The organism is Leptolyngbya sp. AS-A5 (assembly GCF_039962495.1).
Taxonomy (GTDB): Bacteria; Cyanobacteriota; Cyanobacteriia; order Leptolyngbyales; family Leptolyngbyaceae; genus Leptolyngbya.
In genome coordinates, this window is record NZ_JAMPLL010000024.1 from 13,711 (window position 1) to 31,428 (window position 17,718).

General features: G+C 47.1%; 15 protein-coding genes and 1 pseudogene. 15 read left to right on the forward strand and 1 reads right to left on the reverse strand.

Annotated elements, in window-relative coordinates; all coding sequences use genetic code 11:
• Positions 1-8 precede the first annotated feature (8 nt).
• From NC980_RS20395 to NC980_RS20445, 11 genes and pseudogenes are all read left to right on the forward strand, one after another.
• Positions 9-701, forward strand: a complete 693-nt coding sequence (locus NC980_RS20395) for an FkbM family methyltransferase (RefSeq protein ID WP_199298549.1) — start codon at positions 9-11, stop codon at positions 699-701.
• 35 nt (positions 702-736) lie between these two features.
• The gene (locus NC980_RS20400) at positions 737-1,651 is read left to right on the forward strand and encodes a glycosyltransferase family 2 protein (protein WP_199298550.1); all 915 of its coding nucleotides are present in this window, start codon (positions 737-739) and stop codon (positions 1,649-1,651) included.
• Positions 1,652-1,772: 121 nt separating this feature from the next.
• Complete coding sequence (locus NC980_RS20405; RefSeq protein ID WP_190377123.1) at positions 1,773-3,026, forward strand: glycosyltransferase family 4 protein; 1,254 nt, start codon at positions 1,773-1,775, stop codon at positions 3,024-3,026.
• A 388-nt stretch (positions 3,027-3,414) separates the two neighbouring features.
• Positions 3,415-3,897: pseudogene (locus NC980_RS20410) on the forward strand (glycosyltransferase); the annotation flags it as partial.
• Between the two features lie 58 nt (positions 3,898-3,955).
• Positions 3,956-5,218: a glycosyltransferase gene (locus tag NC980_RS20415; protein ID WP_190377125.1), complete on the forward strand. Its 1,263-nt coding sequence runs from the start codon at positions 3,956-3,958 to the stop codon at positions 5,216-5,218.
• Between the two features lie 46 nt (positions 5,219-5,264).
• Positions 5,265-6,428 carry a glycosyltransferase gene (locus NC980_RS20420; RefSeq protein WP_190377126.1) on the forward strand — a complete coding sequence of 388 codons (1,164 nt, stop codon included), beginning with the start codon at positions 5,265-5,267 and terminating at the stop codon, positions 6,426-6,428.
• A 6-nt stretch (positions 6,429-6,434) separates the two neighbouring features.
• Complete coding sequence (locus NC980_RS20425) at positions 6,435-7,334, forward strand: glycosyltransferase family 2 protein (RefSeq protein ID WP_190377127.1); 900 nt, start codon at positions 6,435-6,437, stop codon at positions 7,332-7,334.
• A 3-nt stretch (positions 7,335-7,337) separates the two neighbouring features.
• Positions 7,338-8,495: a glycosyltransferase family 61 protein gene (locus tag NC980_RS20430; protein ID WP_190377128.1), complete on the forward strand. Its 1,158-nt coding sequence runs from the start codon at positions 7,338-7,340 to the stop codon at positions 8,493-8,495.
• 6 nt (positions 8,496-8,501) lie between these two features.
• A complete protein-coding gene (locus NC980_RS20435) occupies positions 8,502-9,488 on the forward strand; it encodes a hypothetical protein (RefSeq protein WP_190377129.1) in 987 nt (328 codons plus the stop codon).
• Positions 9,489-9,632: 144 nt separating this feature from the next.
• Positions 9,633-11,087, forward strand: a complete 1,455-nt coding sequence (locus tag NC980_RS20440; RefSeq protein WP_190377130.1) for an SLBB domain-containing protein — start codon at positions 9,633-9,635, stop codon at positions 11,085-11,087.
• 52 nt (positions 11,088-11,139) lie between these two features.
• Entirely contained in the window at positions 11,140-13,314 is a 2,175-nt protein-coding gene (locus NC980_RS20445; protein ID WP_190377131.1) for a polysaccharide biosynthesis tyrosine autokinase, read from the forward strand.
• A gap of 385 nt (positions 13,315-13,699) precedes the next feature.
• On the opposite strand, the gene NC980_RS20450 is transcribed toward NC980_RS20445, so the two are convergent.
• Entirely contained in the window at positions 13,700-14,257 is a 558-nt protein-coding gene (locus NC980_RS20450) for a Uma2 family endonuclease (protein WP_190377132.1), read from the reverse strand.
• Positions 14,258-14,354: 97 nt separating this feature from the next.
• Between NC980_RS20450 and NC980_RS20455 the strand changes: the two genes are divergently transcribed.
• The 4 genes from NC980_RS20455 (at position 14,355) to NC980_RS20470 (ending at position 17,703) form a co-directional block, all read left to right on the forward strand.
• Positions 14,355-15,227 carry an ABC transporter permease gene (locus NC980_RS20455; RefSeq protein ID WP_190377133.1) on the forward strand — a complete coding sequence of 291 codons (873 nt, stop codon included), beginning with the start codon at positions 14,355-14,357 and terminating at the stop codon, positions 15,225-15,227.
• Between the two features lie 187 nt (positions 15,228-15,414).
• Positions 15,415-15,816 carry an Npun_F0494 family protein gene (locus NC980_RS20460; protein ID WP_190377134.1) on the forward strand — a complete coding sequence of 134 codons (402 nt, stop codon included), beginning with the start codon at positions 15,415-15,417 and terminating at the stop codon, positions 15,814-15,816.
• A 36-nt stretch (positions 15,817-15,852) separates the two neighbouring features.
• Positions 15,853-17,322: a cobyric acid synthase CobQ gene (gene cobQ / locus NC980_RS20465; RefSeq protein ID WP_190377135.1), complete on the forward strand. Its 1,470-nt coding sequence runs from the start codon at positions 15,853-15,855 to the stop codon at positions 17,320-17,322.
• 141 nt (positions 17,323-17,463) lie between these two features.
• Positions 17,464-17,703 carry a 2Fe-2S iron-sulfur cluster-binding protein gene (locus tag NC980_RS20470; protein ID WP_190377136.1) on the forward strand — a complete coding sequence of 80 codons (240 nt, stop codon included), beginning with the start codon at positions 17,464-17,466 and terminating at the stop codon, positions 17,701-17,703.
• Positions 17,704-17,718 lie beyond the last annotated feature (15 nt).

Below are 17,718 nucleotides of genomic sequence, written 5' to 3' on the forward strand. Positions count from 1 at the left end.
AACTTCTGATGAAAACACTTCCTATGCTGCTAAAAAACAATCTGAAAGACTTGAAAATGACTCTTCGGGATGGGTACTCCAGAAAGTCCTATTCGCAAGAGGGTGAGGATCTGATTTTGCATCGTGTGTTTGAGACTGTTGATCGTGGATTTTATGTGGATGTGGGTGCTCATCATCCTAAACGGTTCTCCAATACTTTCATCTTCTATCAAAGAGGATGGTCAGGTATCAATATTGACGCAATGCCGGGAAGTATGGAGCCTTTCAAACGCTTGAGACCAAGAGATATCAATGTGGAAGCAGCGATCGCTTCGAGTCCCAGAGAAATGACATTTTTTGTGTTTGATGATCCGGCGTTGAATTGTTTCGGTCGCGAACTAGCAGAACGAAGATGGCAGGGGGCTTACTCTTTGAAGCAGGAAATTCAGATTGTTACGCAGACTTTGGAGGAAGTACTGCACAGCCATCTTCCGACGGGGCAGAAGATTAACTTTTTGTCGATCGATGTTGAAGGCTTAGATTTGGAAGTGCTGCAATCGAACGATTGGTCAGCGTTTAGACCGGAGTATATTTTGGCTGAATGCGCTGAGATGGACTTGGAGCAGATTCAGAAAGGTAGTGTCTATCAGTTCTTGGCAGAGAGAGGGTATTCTCTGTTTGCCAAAACGTTGAGTACCGCCGTCTTTAAAGCAAATGAATGAGTTACGTATAGTTTGCAGCAATTTGAGAGAGCCGCATGAAAACCCCTGTTGCCTTGATCATTTTTAAGCGCCCGGATACTACGAAACGAGTCTTTGAAGCAATTCGACAAGCTAAACCAGAACAATTGCTAGTCATTGCAGATGGTGCTCGCGTCGATCGACCCGGTGAAGCTGAAAAGTGTGCTGCGGCTCGTGCCGTGATTGATTCGATCGACTGGAAATGCGAACTTTTGACGAATTACTCCGACCTCAATTTAGGCTGTAAACATCGGGTTGCTAGTGGACTCGATTGGGTTTTTGAAACGGTTGAAGAAGCAATTATCCTAGAAGATGATTGTTTACCGCATCCGACGTTCTTTCGGTTTTGTGAAGAATTGCTCGATCGATATCGCGATGATCAGCGCATTATGTCGGTTTGTGGAGACAATGCGCGGTTAGCGACCCGCAGAACAGAGTATAGCTATTACTTTGCGCGATCGACCCCCATTTGGGGATGGGCAACTTGGCGACGAGCTTGGCAGTATTACGATGTGAATATGGCGCTTTGGCCCACGATCAAAGATGGAAACTGGTGCAAAGATATCTTGATTGATCCAAAGATTGCTAAAGCTTGGGAACACACATTTCAGTCTGTGTATGACAACTTAGTCGATACTTGGGACTATCAATGGACTTTTGCTTGCTGGGTGCAAAGCGGAATCAGCGCGATCGCAAGTACCAACTTGATTTCTAACTGTGGTTTTGATGGGGATGCAACTCATACGAAGGAATTTAATCCACATCTAGCAAATCGACCAATTGAAGCAATGGAGTTTCCTCTGAAGCATCCACCTTTTGTCATTCGCGATACACAAGCTGAGCATTCGCACTTTACGCAAGAGGCACCGAGTTTAGCCTTTCGTGCCAGCAGAAAAGCTCAGAGAATTCTCAAACAGTTGATCCATCACTAGAAGGTAATCTCAATTTTCTAAATCCGCCACCCGTGGGAAATTTAGAGGGCAGGAAGCTGTCCTACCGAAACGAAAATCTCATTGAACGAACACTAGCCTAGTTATCTCCTTCAATCAAGATATGGAAGTTCTTCATTTAAGTTCCTCGGACCTTGCAGGAGGGGCGGCTCGTGCTACTTATCGATTGCATCGCGGGTTGCGACAAGCTGGATATCGATCGCAGATGTTAGTGCAAGCGAAAAGCTCTCATGATCCCTCTGTTCTTGTTGAAAAGAAGTTCTTGAGGAAATTCAACGAGAAACTTTTAATCAGTGAAAGACTGGATGACCTACCCGCACAATCGCGCAGTCATTCACGATTTTCGCCGCAGTGGGTTCCAAATCGGGTCGTCTCTCAGGTCGCTCAACTTAAACCGAGTGTGATTCATCTGCACTGGATTTTTAAGGGATTTCTGAACATTGAAAACTTAGCGCAATTCCGGCAGCCTTTAGTCTGGACGCTGCATGATATGGCTGGATTTACAGGTGGATGTCACTATGCGGAACAGTGCGATCGCTACACAAAATCTTGTGGGGCTTGTCCACAGTTGCAAAGTTCACAGGAGCAAGACTTGTCTCGCTGGGTTTGGAATCGCAAGGCAAAAGCTTGGCGCGACCTTGATCTTGTGGTCGTGACTCCGAGCCGTTGGTTAGCCGACTGCGCTAGCCAGAGTTCTGTATTTCGTCACACTCCAGTTAGGGTAATTCCGAACGGACTGGATCTGCAAATTTACAAACCGTTTGATCGACCAGCCGCTCGCGATCGACTCAATCTTCCTCAAGACAAATTATTGGTGTTATTCGGAGCGCTCGATCCAACGAGCGATACTCGGAAAGGTTGGCATCTACTTCAGTCTGCTCTGCAAAAACTGAGGACAACCGAATGGAAAGATAGAATCGAGCTAGTGATTTTTGGAGCTTCACAGCCAGAAAAGACAGTTGACGTGGGCTTTAAGGTGCATTACTTGGGACATCTCAACGATGATGTCTCACTTGCGATTGCCTATGCTGCGGCAGAGATGATGGTTGTCCCCTCCGTACAAGAGGCGTTTGGGCAAACTGCATCTGAATCTCTAGCCTGTGGAACACCTGTTGTTGCTTTCGATGCAACTGGCTTGAAAGACATTGTTGATCACCAAGTTAATGGCTTTCTTGCAGCAGCTTACCAACCGGAGAGCTTAGTTCAGGGAATCATCTGGGTTTTAGAGGATTTAGAGCGCCATCAATTTCTGAGCCAAAATGCACGAAAAAAGGCGGAAACATCCTTTTGCTTAAACCTGCAAGCTCAGCAGCATATTGCACTTTACTCAGAGCTAGTCGAGAAAACTGTGAGTTAAGAGATTTATAAGTTCAGGGGGCTGAGGAACTGCATTGAGTGAGAAGCAAAATGACGATCGAGAAAAAACTTCTGCTAGTGACATTTCCCGTGGATCTGGGAAATCGAACCAATGAGAAGCGGCTGATTTCAATCTTTGAGAACTATTTAGATCTGAGGGTGCATCAGTTCATTCCAAATCAGGCTCAAAGAGGAGTGCCAACAACTAAGTTCGCTTATATTTCTGTTATTACAAGACGGTTCTTAGGGTCTTACAGCCTCTGTCGAGAAGTGCTAAGAGCCTATCAAGAAGGCAGAAAAGTTTTAAGGCTGCCATTCTGTCCTGATCTTGATTTGTTCATCCCATCGCCTGAGCGCTACGATCGCGAAATTCGTCTCTTGTTTGTAGGGGGGACTTTCAGCGTAAGGGTGGAGATGTTTTGCTGCGTTGGTTTAAGCAGCTTGACAATCCAAATGTGAAACTGACGATCGTGACAAAACAAGCTGTAGAATCACACCCCAATCTTACAGTCAAAACCTCTGTGGATTACGGGCAGACCGCGCATATTAACTTATTCGGAAGTCACGATATTTTCGTTCTGCCAACAACGCTTGAAGGTTATCCATCGGTGATTGGTGAAGCGGGCTGTGCTGGACTTGCAGTCCTAACGACAAAAAATGCTCTGGGTGCGCCTGAGATCATTGTCAATGGCGAGAATGGCTACATCTGTAGCTCTCAGGAAGACTTAATTCAGCAGTTAGAAGCGCTGATTCAAAATAAACCCATGATTGAATCGATGAAACGCAAAAGCCGCCTGATAATGGAAGAGAGGTTTGCGAAAGATTTGGTGCTGGGTGATTTTATCAATTGCATGTTTGGGAATCAAGCTTAAGGCAAAGCATTTGGGTATTAATAGTTGAAACGATGGGATGATTGCGGCAGGTTAAACTATGACTGCTCAGAAACTAAAAATATTGCTCTCTGCATTTGTCTGCCACCCGGACAAGGGATCAGAAGAAGGCGTGGGTTGGAACTGGCTAAAAGAGTTAGCAAAAGAGCATGAAGTTTATGCGCTCATCTCTGATTTTTTAGGACAAGAAGAACCTGTAAGGGCAGCAGTCGATCGACTTCCTTACCGCGATAACATTCACCTCATTTTTATTCCAATGCCACAAGGGTCTAAGCTCATGATGGCACTTTTTCCACGATTTGAATTTTACAATCTATGCGTTGAATGGCAAAAACAAGCTTTCATCGAAGCGCAAGAACTGCTTGAAACCGTGACGATCAACATTGTTCATCATGTCACCTACGGTTCGTGGACAATTCCGAGTTATTTATCGCGGCTTCCTAAACCCTTCATCTTAGGCCCGGTCACTGGGAGCCAAAGTGTCCCTCTCGTTGGCTATTCGTTCTTGCCGGCTAAGGGAATTGCCCAAGAAATGATCAGAATGGCTTACTTTGTTTGGACAAGATTAACATCCGCTGCAGCCAGCGAGACAGTCAGGAAAGCTGAGCTTGTTCTATGTGGCAACTTGGAAACACTGAATGAAATTCGCAGGATGCGAGATTCTGAGACAACTTTCTTAATGTCAGATTCAGGCATTCCTAAGCTGCCTGAGGGTTTGTCCAAAACTGAAAAACCTGAGTCTGCTGAAATCTGCTTACTTTGGGCGGGTTTGATTGAGCCGCGCAAGAATTTTGGACTTCTTTTACAGGCATTACAACGCCTACCAAGCAATATTTCTTGGAGATTGCTGGTTGTAGGTGGCGGAGTGCTTCTGCCTTATTGGAAAAAGAAGGTTATTCAGGCGGGATTACAGTCAAAAATTGAGTTTTTAGGACAAGTTCCTTATCGAGAAATGAGCGGCTATTACCAGCAAGCAGATATCTTCGTGTTTCCAAGCTTGCGTGAGGGTTCACCCAATGTGATTCTCGAAGCAATGGCTTATAAGTTACCTGTAATTGGTTTGAAACTGAATGGCACTGCAACCGTTTTATCTGAGGGCTGCGGGATCTTAGTACATGTAGGAAGTAAGAAGCAGATTGTGCATGATTTCGCCAGTGCAATCACCAGTCTTGCTGAAGCTTCAGAACTCCGACGCAAGATTGGCGAGAAGGGTTACGAACGGGTCAAGTCTCTCTACACCTGGGAGCAACGCGGAAAAAAAATGTCCTTCCTCTATCAATCCGTCCTGAACACGGCTTCCTAGTTAATTTGTTGCTTTGTTAGAAATTCAGCAATGAGACGCGCTATCTATGAAAATCCTAAACTTAACCACTGCAATTCCTAGTAGATACGGGACTGGGGCGGATATCGCATCTCAGCATTTTATCGATGCGATGAAAGCACTAGGTCATTCGGTTTCGATCGTTGGTTATCGTCGCTGGGGCGATCGTCATCCTTACGGCAAAGATACGATCGAAGTTGGTGAACGCCATATTGAAACGTCATCTGCCGGAATACATTCACTACTTTGGGCTGCGATCGCCCTGTTTCGACAGTTGCCCTATAGTTCAGCGAAATATTACTCAAATCGCTATGTGCAAACGGTACGATCATTATTGTCTCAGCAGCATTATGATGTGATTGTACTGGAGCATTCGTCTCAACTTTGCTGGTTAAAACCTGCCCTTGTCGAGCCTAGTAAGATTGCTGTTTTAGCCCACAATGTAGAACATGAAATCTATCAACAACGCCTCAAATTCAGTGTCGATCACCTGAAAAAATGGGTTTATCAGCGAGAAGCGCAGTTAGTCAAACAAATGGAAGCGAATCTTGCTGGGACCAGTGAAGCAATCTGGGCTCTGAGTTCGCATGATGCAAGCTACTTTAGGCAGTTCGATAAAACGGATTCAGTGAAAGTATTTGAACTTCCCGTCAATGTTTCTCCAGTGAATCCGACTCATCGCAAAACTTACGACATTGGCATGATTGGGAGCTGGATCTGGAAACCTAATGCAGATGGATTGTGCTATTTCTTTGACCAAGTTTATCCGCATCTCCCGGCTCACTGTTCGATTCGAGTTGCGGGTCGAGGGGCAGAATGGCTAAAAGACAAATATCACAATGTTGAGTATCTAGGATTTGTAGAAGATGCTCAAGCATTTTTAGCAGAAGCAAGGGCGATCGCGATTCCTTCTATTTGTGGCGGCGGAGTGCAGCTTAAAACCTTGGAAGCGATCGGGCTCGCTCTGCCTGTTGTAGCAACTCCCTTTGCCCTACGTGGATTAACAACTCTACCAACGACGGTCTACTCTGCCGAACAGCCAGGGCAATTTGCTCAAGCTATCCAAACTGCGATCGCTCGATCAATCACGCCTGACGACCTCGAATCGGTCAAAACCTGGGTTGAAAATCGGTACAACCAATTTCTGCACAGTGTAGAGACTGCCCTGACTCTGCTTACCCATGAGGCTTAAACAACGATGAAACAGACAACGATCGCGTTCCTCCTGACCTGCTACAATCGCCGTGAAAAAACACTGCGGTGCTTGCAGGCTTTATCTGAACAAAACCTTCCGCCGGGGATCGAGTTAAAGCCTTATTTGATTGATGATGGCAGCACAGATGGCACAGCAGAGGCAGTGCGCCAAAACTATCCCAATGTTCGGGTGCATCAAGGAACCGGAAGCCTGTTTTGGAATGGAGGAATGCGACTTGCCTTTGAAACGGCACAGGTAGAAGATCCGGATTACTATTGCTTGCTAAATGATGATACGATGCTCTATCCTCATGCTCTCAAGGTTTTGCTAGAGGTATCAGATAAGCTTGCAGCACAAGGAGAGCAGAAAGCGATCGTTGTTGCCTCTACTCTTGATCCTGATACCAATCAACCCAGCTATGGTGGAGTTGTTCAAACCTATTTTTGGCATCCGCTCAAGTTTCATCAAGTTAATCCTGATTTAAAACAACCCCGCCGTTGTGACACCTTTCACGGCAATTGCGTTTTGATTCCGCGTGCGGTGGCAGCCCTAGTCGGAAACTTCAACCCAGTCTACACGCATAATCTAGCAGATCATGACTATGGTCTAAGAGCGCGCCGTCAAGGTTGTTCGATTTGGATTGCACCCAGCTACTTGGGAACCTGTTCTGCAAATCCCCATCGAAGCCGAATGGTTAAGAGTGATTTAGCCGGGGTAAAGTTAGAGCAAGTGAACCGACCCAAGGGATTTGCACTAGAAGATGTAACGCTGCATTCCTTTGAGGAGTGGAAAGCATTTTGTCGTGAAAATGGTGGAGTGTTCTGGTTATTCTACTGGCTGCTGCCTTACCGTAGATTGTTTTGGTTAATGTTGGTGCAACGAATGTCTTTTAGTGTTCGTTAGTTGATGCAAAATTCCAAGCTCTCTAGTAACTTCAATACGATCGTGAGAACCTTAATTACCAATATTCCTAAACTTCTGCCTAAGCTCAAAAGAAAGCTTTCTGAGTGGTCACTGGGTTGGTTCTTTTCGTTATTGTATGCACCCAGTGAGGTTGCATCAATAGATCAGCTCGATCGAGTTGAGGTGAAGCATGTTCATTCAGAATTAATAGAGCAACCCTATGCAGTCTATACCATTACAAAAGGTAAGCTGTTTACCGATCGTCATGTATATATTGCGGTATCGTGCGATCGATTCCTAGTTCCCGGTGCATCCTGGCAATGGAAAGACGGCATCATCTTGCCGCCTGAGCAAAATCCTGTATTGAGCAAAGGAACACCGCGATCGATCAGTCGCTTTCGTAAAAGTGTACTCTCACTGTTAACAGGTGGCTCTGGTAATTACAACTATTATCATTGGCTCTATGACGTTCTTCCGCGAATTAAGCTCTGTGAATCTGTGATAGATATCGATGAGGTGGACTATCTTTTAGTTCCAGATCTTCGCTACCGTTTTCAAGCTGAAACACTAAATTTGCTGAGTCTCAAAAACAACTTGATTTCTAGTGCTAAAGTTCAACATCTCTGTGCTGAGCAGCTTATTGTTACCGATCATCCCAATCCAAACTTCGCCAATCCGCCGTTGTGGATTATTAACTGGGTCAGAGAAACATTCTTACCAAAAGCAAACTTAGATCTGAAATTTAATCAGCGTGTTTACATTGAGCGCGGAGACTCTGTGAATGGAAGACGTTTACTTAATGAAAACCAGGTGTTCGCATTTCTAGAGCAGCAAGGCTTTTCACGCTATCGTTTATCAGATTTGTCTGTCCTGGAACAAATTTGCTTATTTCATCAGGCTGAGATCATTGTTGGCGTACATGGTGCAGGTTTTACCAACCTCACTTTTTGTCGATCGAACACAAAAGTAATCGAGCTTTTTAGCCAAGAGTACACTCCAAAAGTGTACGAACAGATCGCAAAGCATAATCAGCTCGTTTATACGTCATTAATTACCGACGATATAGAAGCAAGTGAATCTCCCCTTACGGCTAACTTCTCTATATCTTTGGCATCACTTCGGGAACACTTACAACGAGTGATGTGCGAGTCAAGGAGCTAAGCAACGATGCCTTATCAATTCTACGGGCTTCTGCATTTCGCAGAAAATGAAAACAGTGCAGTAAACTGTGCTGTGACTTCCTTTAATGAACAAATTCTGATTTATCTCAGAAATGCAATCAGTTTGTCTCGATCGCTTAGAAGTAGAGGCATCAGTTTTATTGTCCTGACGAATCAGAAGCAAGAGATTGAGCGGCTATTAGAGCAAATTGGACAGCCAGGGATTCTGGAAATTCAAGAGCTGTGCTTCAATATGCAGCTTCCACATGGTTTGAGTTTTTTCTCATCTCACTTCAAGCTAGAGGTTTATCAATATCTCGCTTCCCTTGATCCACAGTCATATTCCTTGCTGATTGATTTAGATGTTCTTGCAGTCAATCCGTTGCCACGCTGCTTTGAGTACATTGTTGAACATCAAGTTCCGCTTTACTACGACATTTCGGATCAAATGATCCCCGCTTATAGTCACGATCGGCTCCTCACCGATATTCAAAAGCTCATGCCAAGTCCAAGCGAAGGCAGATGGTGTGGTGGTGAGTTCATCGCAGGAAACCCTGATTTCTTCAGCGCTTTATCTATCGAGGTTCAGAAAATTCTAGATACATACATCAGTCAGATCGATATGCTTTATCATCAGGGCGATGAATTAGTGACTTCTGTTGCTTTAGAGAAGATGCGGCAGCAGGGTTATGTGATGGCAGATGCAGGAACGCTGGGCATTGTTTGGAGATACTGGAGTACGCCTCCACTTCATCCCCAGAGAAATTTTGACTACATGAAAAGCTGTTTTTTGCTTCATCTGCCCACAGATAAGAAGTTTCTAGCAGAGTTAGATGAAGAAGCAGCAAGCAATCAAGATGCTTTTCTCAAAACGTACACAACCTACCATTGGCAAAAACGAAAACGGTTGAGCAGGCAGAAAAAGCTGTCTGGAGTTAAGGGACTTGTCAAACAGTATTTGCAACCTTTAAGAAGCAAGTCAGCATCAATTTAAATCCGACAGTCTGAGTTGTAACCTTTATCAAGCGATCGTGTGAGTCGCTTTGATGGTTTATGGCGCAGCGATCGGGCTTACTGTTCAATAGGCTCTTCCTCCATACCTCTTATTGACAGCGAGGCGAAACTTGAGATGAAACTTATGTCTTTTACTCGGTTCTATCAATTCTGCTCTGTGGCAGGCTTGGTTCTACTTGCAGGCAACCTTGATGCAGGATTCGTCTACAGTGCTGAATCTTCTGTTGCGACTCCTTCCATTGCTGCTCCAATCGATGAATCCTACACCTTAGGAGCCGGGGACTTGGTACAACTTGATATCTTCGATGCTCCCGAATACAGCGGTCAAAACGCCCGTTATCAAGTTCTAGTTGATGGGAGCCTCAATCTTCCCCTCGTTGGTAGCGTTCCCGTTAAAGGACTCACCCTGAATCAAGCAGGCAAACAAATCACTCAGCAATACTTGCGCTTCTTTCATCGTCCCTTGACGACTGTTACCCTGGTTACCCCCCGTCCACTTAGCATTACCCTCACCGGAGAAGTCAATCGTCCCGGTTCTTACCCAATTCCCCTTACGCCTGCGACTCCCACTGCTACGCTTTCTTTTCCGACCTTAACCAGTGCGCTCAAACTCGCAGGCGGTATCACTCAGGCAGCCGATATCAAAAATATTCAAATCCAAAGAATCAGCGGCAACAATCGCCAAACTCTGACCGCGAACTTAGGAAAATTTTTGCAATCGGGTGATCGTACTCAGGACGTAACCCTGCGAGATGGAGATTCGATTGTGATCCCGACAGCCACCAAAATTGACTTAACCGAATCCGCCCAGCTTGCTAATTCAACCTTTGCAGCCGATCGCGAACCGATTACGATCGCAGTGGTTGGCGAAGTGTTTCGACCTGGCGCTTATGTCGTAGCTGGGAATATCCGCACGGGAGCCGCAGGAGTTCCCGGTGCGACGAATCAAGCGACGATCGAGCCATTTCCGACCGTGACTCGCGCCATTCAGAGTGCAGGCGGCATCAAACCCCAAGCGGACATCCGCCGCATCCAAATCCGCCGCTTAGCCCGTAACGGAACAGAGCAGACCTTTGAAATTAACTTGCTGAAGTTACTAAAAGAGGGAGATCTGCGCCAAGATGCTATCTTACAAACAGGAGACACGATCGCAATTCCAACTGCGACTCAACTCACTCCTGCTGAAGCGGCTGAGATTGCAAGTTCTAGCTTTTCACCGGATACGATTCGCGTCAATGTGGTGGGTGAAGTGAAGCAGCCTGGAACCGTGCAAATTCCGCCCAACACTTCGCTGAATCAAGCATTGCTGGCGGCTGGCGGTTTTGATCAACGCCGCGCCAAAACAAGAGCGGTCGATCTGATTCGATTGAATCCCGACGGAACGATCTTACGTCGTGTGATCGTGATCGACTTGTCCCAGGGAATTAACGATCGCACCAATCCCGCGATGCAGAACAACGACATTATCGTCGTCGGTCGATCGGGGATGACCAGAATCGGAGATGGGATTAATTCAGTGTTAGCCCCAGTCGGCAATATTTTCTCAGTCTTCAACATTCTGAAGCTTTTTGGGCTGTGATTGAGGGGCGGATCTCGTCAACTATGTATGGGTAATTAAGTCAAAAACCGAGATGAATAAACCGCCAAATTCTCTTTCACCTTTGCCCGAAACGAATGGCAAATTCTCGCACCCCAGGATCGAGACTGCAACTGCTCATGAGGTCGAGCAGGAGAAATGGGACTTAGGCTGGCTGATTGGAGTTGTCCGCCGACGTGGGTTTTTGATGGCACAAGTAACTATAGGAACCACTGTGCTGGCTGGGGGAGCATTTCTATTAATGACTCGATCGGCTCCAGTTCAGTATGCAGGGAAGTTCCAACTCCTCGTTGAACCGATTACAGCAGAAGAGCAACTGGCACGCTCTTCCACTCGTGCTCAAGGGTCAGAAGTTACCGATGCCCAACGGATTAATATCGATCAATCTAGCTTAGATTACGAATCTCAAATTCGGATTCTGCAAGGCCCGAAACTACTAGAGCCTGTGATTGATCAGCTTCGCCAACGCTATCCTGATACTACTTACGACACCTTAATTCAGAAGCTAAAAATTGCTCGAATTATTACACTCACATCAGATAAACGTGAACAAGGAACTAAGTTAATTGAAGTTAGCTATCAAGATACTGATCCAGAGAAAATCGAATTTATTCTGAATCAACTTTCTCAGGTTTATCTAAAGTACAGTCTAAAAGAACGCCAATCCACCATTCGACGAGGGGTTCAATTCATTGATAGTCAGCTTCCACCCCTGCGGCAACGAGTAGAGACATTACAGCAGCAAATTCAAGCGCTTAGGCAACAGCACAGCATTGTTGATCCTGAGCAGCAGAGCCGATTACTGGCTGAAACTGAAGGCAAATTGCGACAAGTTGCGGCAGATAATCAAACTCAAATTGCGGAGGCAGAAGCGAAACGCAATACTCTGCTGCGGCAATTGCAGGCAGCGAGTCCTCAAACCGTCTTAGGCGAAACGCCCTACTATCAAACGCTGTTAACGCAGTATCAGCAAATTGAGGGGCAGATTGCGATCGAATCGGCTCGTCTCAAACCGGATAATCCTGCATTACAGGCACTACTCGAAAAGCGGCGCAACCTACAAGATCTACTAAATCAAGAAGCAATCCGGGTTGTTTCAAAGGCAGGGGATGCGGTGACGGTCGCAGAAGCGCGTCGTCAGGCGATCGATCAGGTGAAAGCTCAGGTCGATCGCGAAGTTCAACAGTTACCTGCGATCGCTCGTCAGTACAGTGATTTACAGCGCGAATTAGCTTTAGCAACAGATAGTTTGAATAAGTTTGCCACCCGACGGGAAGCTTTGCAGATTGATGCTGCCCAGCAAGAAGTTCCTTGGGAACTGACCATTCCGCCTCGCTTAGATCGAGATGGCTCAGGTAAACCGATGAGGACTAACAGCATTAATAAGGTGCGATTTCTCGCATTAATTGCGGTCTTGGGAGTGTTGCTCGGAATTGGAGTCGGGTTTCTGGTCGAAACCCTTCAGGATGTGCTGCATAGTCTGGATGAGGTGAAGCGTACTGCTCGATCGCCTGTGTTAGGGGCAATTCCGTATAACAAGGCTCAGCCTCCAACCGTTTCTACGCCAATGCTTGAGGCATTGCGATCGCTGTCAAAAAATCTCCGTCTCTTGAGCAAGAATCAAACCTCAGTGCGTTCTCTGATGATTACGTCTGCCGAGGTGGGAGAAGGCAAAACGACGATCTCGCTAAATTTGGCAATGACTACTGCTCGGATGAAACAAAGAGTCTTGCTTGTGGATGCAAATCTGCGCCATCCTCAGGTTCATGAGCGCTTAGGATTGCCAAATCAGGTAGGACTGAGCGATCTGCTGCTCGGTGATCAGGAGCTTCAAACTGTTGTGCAATTTCTTCCTGGCTATGAAGACTTAACGATTCTGACGGCGGGACAAGCTTTCTTTGATCCAGTTGAAATGCTCACCACGAATCGCATTGAGCCTTTGTTCCAAAAATTCCAGATGATATTTGATTTGATTATTGTGGATGCGCCGCCCTTACTAGGCTTAGCAGATAGTGGGTTGATTGCGGCTCAATGCGATAGTTTAGCGCTGGTGATTCGGTTAGGGAAAACCAATCGATCGTCGATCGCCGCCGCTTTAGAAGAACTGAAGTTTGTGTCAACGCGGGTACTTGGAGTGATTGTGAATGATGCACCACAAGCATCATCCTTGCCTTTTCGCGATTCCAGGCTTGTGCATAAGCCTTCATAGGTCAAATTCATTCTTCGCGCGTCGATCGCTGCTGCCCTGCACAAACACCATCTTCGCTGTTTTCACTCACAGTTTTCACTCACACTGTTCTCGCTTCAAACAGCAACACTTGTGTTCAGAAGCGAAACATTCCTACTTTAAGCAAGACTGCTCCCACTTCAAACAGCAACATTCGTGTTCAGAAGCGAAACATTCGCGTTCAGAAGTGAAACATTCGCGTTCAGAAGTGAAACATTCGTGTTCAGAAGTGAAACATTCCTGTTCAGAAGCGAAACATTCCTACTTTGAGCAAGACTGTTCCCACTTCAAACAGCAACATTCCTGTTTTTAGCTCAATTTGTCCCAGTTGACGCACCAATCTTTCTGCTCAAAACCTCAAACGGCTCTAATCTTCAAACACAGGCGACCAAAGCTCTGAAATTTGTACTTCCCAACCTGGTAACAGATCCGGAACAGTCAACACATCACCATCTTTTAGCGTCACGGGTTCAATGTTCGATCGACGCACTTCCACCCATCTCTGCTTTGGGTGAATCAAGATGCCCACTCGCGTCCCCTGTTCAAGAAACTGATCAATCTTGGCGCGTAATTTCTTCACACTATCACTTGGAGACTTTACTTCGACCATTAAATCCGGTGCAAGTTCCGCAAAAGTTTCAGGACTTTGGCGCAATCGCTCTGCTTGTACAAACGAGACATCCGGAGCGCGTGTATCTGAATTTGGTAAAACAAATCCTGCCCCTGCTCCAGTTACTCGTCCTAGCTTCCGAGGTTTTACCCAATTGCGTAACTGCGCATTGAATTCTGATGCCACTTCATCAGACTCGTAACCGGATGGACTCATTAGAATAATTTCTCCGTTGATTAGTTCAATTCGGTAGTCTCGCTCACCCTGAGCAAGTTGGGCTTGTACGATTTCTAAGTCTTTCGCTGTGAGAGACATAACAACCTCCTGAGAACTCACCTTCTATTTTCGCCTGCGATCGAATCCCTTCTCAATGCCAGTATCATAGGCAAATCGTTTTACGATCGTGCCTCTCATGACCTCGATTCGTTTGCCCCGCTTTCTCAATGCCACAGAACGCCCCTCGCTCTCGCGTCAAATGATGCGAATCGGTGCGGCGATCGTGCTCATCTTTGTCGCTATTGCCTTGTTTGCCCCAATTCTGCAAGCGATCGGGCTTATCCAAAGTCCGACTGAATTTCTCGATAATCCCCCTCATGCGGCACCCAACGCTCGGCATTGGTTTGGGACATCAAGCTTAGGATACGATGTGTTTTCGCGGACGCTGTTTGGCACACAAGCAGCCATTCAAGTCGTGATTCTGGCAACGGCACTGAGTTTGATCGTGGGTGTGCCGTTGGGGATGGTGAGCGGCTATCGGGGCGGAAAGCTCGATCGTGCGCTACTTTTTTTGATGGATACGATCTACACGCTGCCGGGGTTACTGCTCTCGGTCACATTGGCATTTGTGGTCGGGCGGGGGATATTAAATGCTGCGATCGCGCTAAGTATCGCCTATGTTCCACAGTATTATCGCGTTGTTCGCAATCAGACCGTGAGCGTGAAAACAGAGCTATTCATCGAAGCGGCTCAAGCAATGGGGGCTTCAACCTGGCGAGTGTTAAAAAAATACCTGTTCGCCAATGTCATTCAAAGCGTTCCAGTTCTGTTTACACTGAATGCCGCAGATGCAATCCTAACGCTGGGGGGTTTAGGCTTTTTGGGATTGGGTCTGCCCGATGAAGTGCCAGAATGGGGGCATGATCTTAGAGAAGCACTCGATGCCCTCTCAACTGGGGGAATTTGGTGGACAGCCTTATTTCCGGGATTGGCGATGACTCTACTGGTGGTAGGACTATCGCTGTTCGGAGAAGGACTGAATGAGTATGTCGATCGTAAAACTCGCTAAATCTCCCCCGATTTGCCAGACTTCACCCGGATTCAATTACACTATCGAGAAAAATACTCTAGCTTGCCTAAAAAACTCGATCGTTTATATCCCGTAAAACAGAAATTTTTTTGTCAATAATAGAGGCTGATGTAAACAATTCTTCAGACTTTTCTTCAGACTTTATTCCACCGCATCCCGATTACTGATGACCCCGACGACCTCGAACCCCGACTTCCGCTACCCACAGAAAACCCTCGATCGAGCCACCCGCGCTGTTCGATGCGCTCCGTTTCGGCTCAAGTTCTATGCAACGATGCTAACTCACAGCGTTTCACTCGGTGCGGTTGCTGGCACTCCTGGCATTCGGAATCAGCACAGTAAACGAATGCTCTCAGAGCTTGCCGCAGACGGGGAACTCCTCTGGCTCATCCAAGTCGGCATTTTACGACGCGAAGTAGACGGACAGGGACTCACCGACAGTTTTCGCCTGACTCCGCTGGGTCGGCAACTGGTGCAGCAATGGCAATCCGTCGGGGGGTTTGGTAAAGCCAGCTTGAGCGATCGCATTCTGAATGTGATGCACCGCTGGTTCCGGCTTCCGTTTTAGACCGACTTATTCCGCTTACCGATCGGAGGTGAATTAATGAAAGCAGTCATGGTTGTAGGCACGACCTCGCACGCCGGAAAATCGATGGTCGCAACTGCGCTTTGTCGAATTCTGGCGCGAAAAGGGTTTCGGGTGTCGCCGTTTAAGGGACAAAATATGGCGCTAAATGCCTACGTCACTGCGAACGGAGGCGAAATTGGATATGCTCAGGCAGTGCAAGCTTGGGCGGCGGGAGTGCAGCCTTGGGTGGAGATGAATCCGATTCTGCTGAAGCCTCAAGGGGATATGACTTCTCAAGTGATCATCAAAGGACGCGTTGCAGGGCGAACCAGTGCGGTTGAGTATTATCAAAATTTCTTTGATATCGGCTGGAGCGCGATCGAAGACTCACTCCGACGCATCAGCGAAGAATTCGATCTCGTAGTCTGTGAAGGAGCAGGCAGTCCCGCCGAAATTAACCTTAAGCATCGCGACTTAACGAATATGCGGGTGGCGAAGTATCTGAACGCGCCGACGATTTTGGTGGTGGATATTGATCGCGGTGGCGCGTTTGCTCATGTCGTTGGGACGCTAGAACTGCTTGATCCTGATGAACGAGCGCTGATTAAAGGGGTCGTGATTAACAAATTCCGGGGACAGCGATCGCTGCTCGATTCGGGAATTGAATGGCTGGAGCAGAAGACCGGAATTCCGGTGATCGGGGTGATTCCCTGGCTCGATCAGGTGTTTCCGGCAGAAGATTCGCTTTCCCTGTTCGATCGTAGTTCTACAAAAGAGAGGGGCGATCTGACGATCGGGGTAATTCGCTTACCTCGCATCGCCAACTTCACCGACTTCGATCCGCTTGAAGCAGAACCTTCGGTGAATGTGAAATATGTCCATCCGAAGCAATCGCTGGGGCATCCCGATGCGGTGATCATTCCCGGATCGAAAACGACGATCGCGGACTTGATCGCGCTGCACAAAAGCGGTATGGCCGAAGAAATTCAGAACTACATTGCAGCCGGAGGAACGGTACTCGGCATTTGCGGCGGATTTCAGATGCTGGGTAAAATTCTTGCCGATCCCGAAGGCATCGAAGGACAAGAAGGGCGCTATCGGGGTTTAGGGCTGCTGCCGCTCAAAACAGTGATCGCAGGTCAAAAAATCGCCCGCCAGCGCAATGTGACTTCTAACTATCCGCAAGAAGGTCTACCCGTTTCAGGCTATGAAATTCACCAGGGCAGAACCCGCTTGCTCGAAGAAGCAGAAGGCACACAGGCACTCTTTGACGATGCGAATCTCGGTATTGTGGATGAAACCCAATCGGTCTGGGGAACTTATCTGCACGGCATTTTTGATAACGGGCCTTGGCGACGTGCCTGGTTGAATCGGTTGCGGCAGCAGCGCGGATTGCGATCGCTGCCCACCGGAGTTGCCAACTACCGCGAACAACGGGAGCAAATGCTCGATCAGCTTGCCGACTCGATCGAACTGCATTTAGACCTCAAGCCAATTCTGCCCTAAAAAAACAAGCGCACCAGATAGCCTGAATGCGCTTTTATCCCTAACCCTTTCGGTGCAACGTACCCGTTTGTCCTTGATTTATACAGTAGAGGCAAAAACCTCGAAAGCCATTGGCGTTTAGACATTCTTTAGAATTTTGTTATGAGTGTTTGCATTCGTTTTTTGCCGGATGATGTGACGGTGGATGCTGAAGTGGGCGAACCCCTGTTGCAAGTTGCCGATCGTGCGGGAGTGTCCATTCCCACAGGCTGTCTGATGGGGTCGTGTCATGCCTGCGAAGTGGAACTCGATGACGGGGAAACGGTGCGAAGCTGTCTCGCTTCGGTTCCCCCCGGACGCGAGACGCTGACCATCAATCTCTTCTTTGATCCAACCTGGTGAGATTGCCGATGCTCG

Excerpts from the sequence above, each read along its gene's own strand:
- NC980_RS20395 (WP_199298549.1), top strand. The coding sequence starts at position 9 with ATGAAAACACTTCCTATGCTGCTAAAAAACAATCTGAAAGACTTGAAA.
- NC980_RS20400 (WP_199298550.1), top strand. The coding sequence starts at position 737 with ATGAAAACCCCTGTTGCCTTGATCATTTTTAAGCGCCCGGATACTACG.
- NC980_RS20405 (WP_190377123.1), top strand. The coding sequence starts at position 1,773 with ATGGAAGTTCTTCATTTAAGTTCCTCGGACCTTGCAGGAGGGGCGGCT.
- NC980_RS20415 (WP_190377125.1), top strand. The coding sequence starts at position 3,956 with ATGACTGCTCAGAAACTAAAAATATTGCTCTCTGCATTTGTCTGCCAC.
- NC980_RS20420 (WP_190377126.1), top strand. The coding sequence starts at position 5,265 with ATGAAAATCCTAAACTTAACCACTGCAATTCCTAGTAGATACGGGACT.
- NC980_RS20425 (WP_190377127.1), top strand. The coding sequence starts at position 6,435 with ATGAAACAGACAACGATCGCGTTCCTCCTGACCTGCTACAATCGCCGT.
- NC980_RS20430 (WP_190377128.1), top strand. The coding sequence starts at position 7,338 with ATGCAAAATTCCAAGCTCTCTAGTAACTTCAATACGATCGTGAGAACC.
- NC980_RS20435 (WP_190377129.1), top strand. The coding sequence starts at position 8,502 with ATGCCTTATCAATTCTACGGGCTTCTGCATTTCGCAGAAAATGAAAAC.
- NC980_RS20440 (WP_190377130.1), top strand. The coding sequence starts at position 9,633 with ATGTCTTTTACTCGGTTCTATCAATTCTGCTCTGTGGCAGGCTTGGTT.
- NC980_RS20445 (WP_190377131.1), top strand. The coding sequence starts at position 11,140 with ATGAATAAACCGCCAAATTCTCTTTCACCTTTGCCCGAAACGAATGGC.
- NC980_RS20450 (WP_190377132.1), bottom strand. The coding sequence starts at position 14,257 with ATGTCTCTCACAGCGAAAGACTTAGAAATCGTACAAGCCCAACTTGCT.
- NC980_RS20455 (WP_190377133.1), top strand. The coding sequence starts at position 14,355 with ATGACCTCGATTCGTTTGCCCCGCTTTCTCAATGCCACAGAACGCCCC.
- NC980_RS20460 (WP_190377134.1), top strand. The coding sequence starts at position 15,415 with ATGACCCCGACGACCTCGAACCCCGACTTCCGCTACCCACAGAAAACC.
- cobQ (WP_190377135.1), top strand. The coding sequence starts at position 15,853 with ATGAAAGCAGTCATGGTTGTAGGCACGACCTCGCACGCCGGAAAATCG.
- NC980_RS20470 (WP_190377136.1), top strand. The coding sequence starts at position 17,464 with ATGAGTGTTTGCATTCGTTTTTTGCCGGATGATGTGACGGTGGATGCT.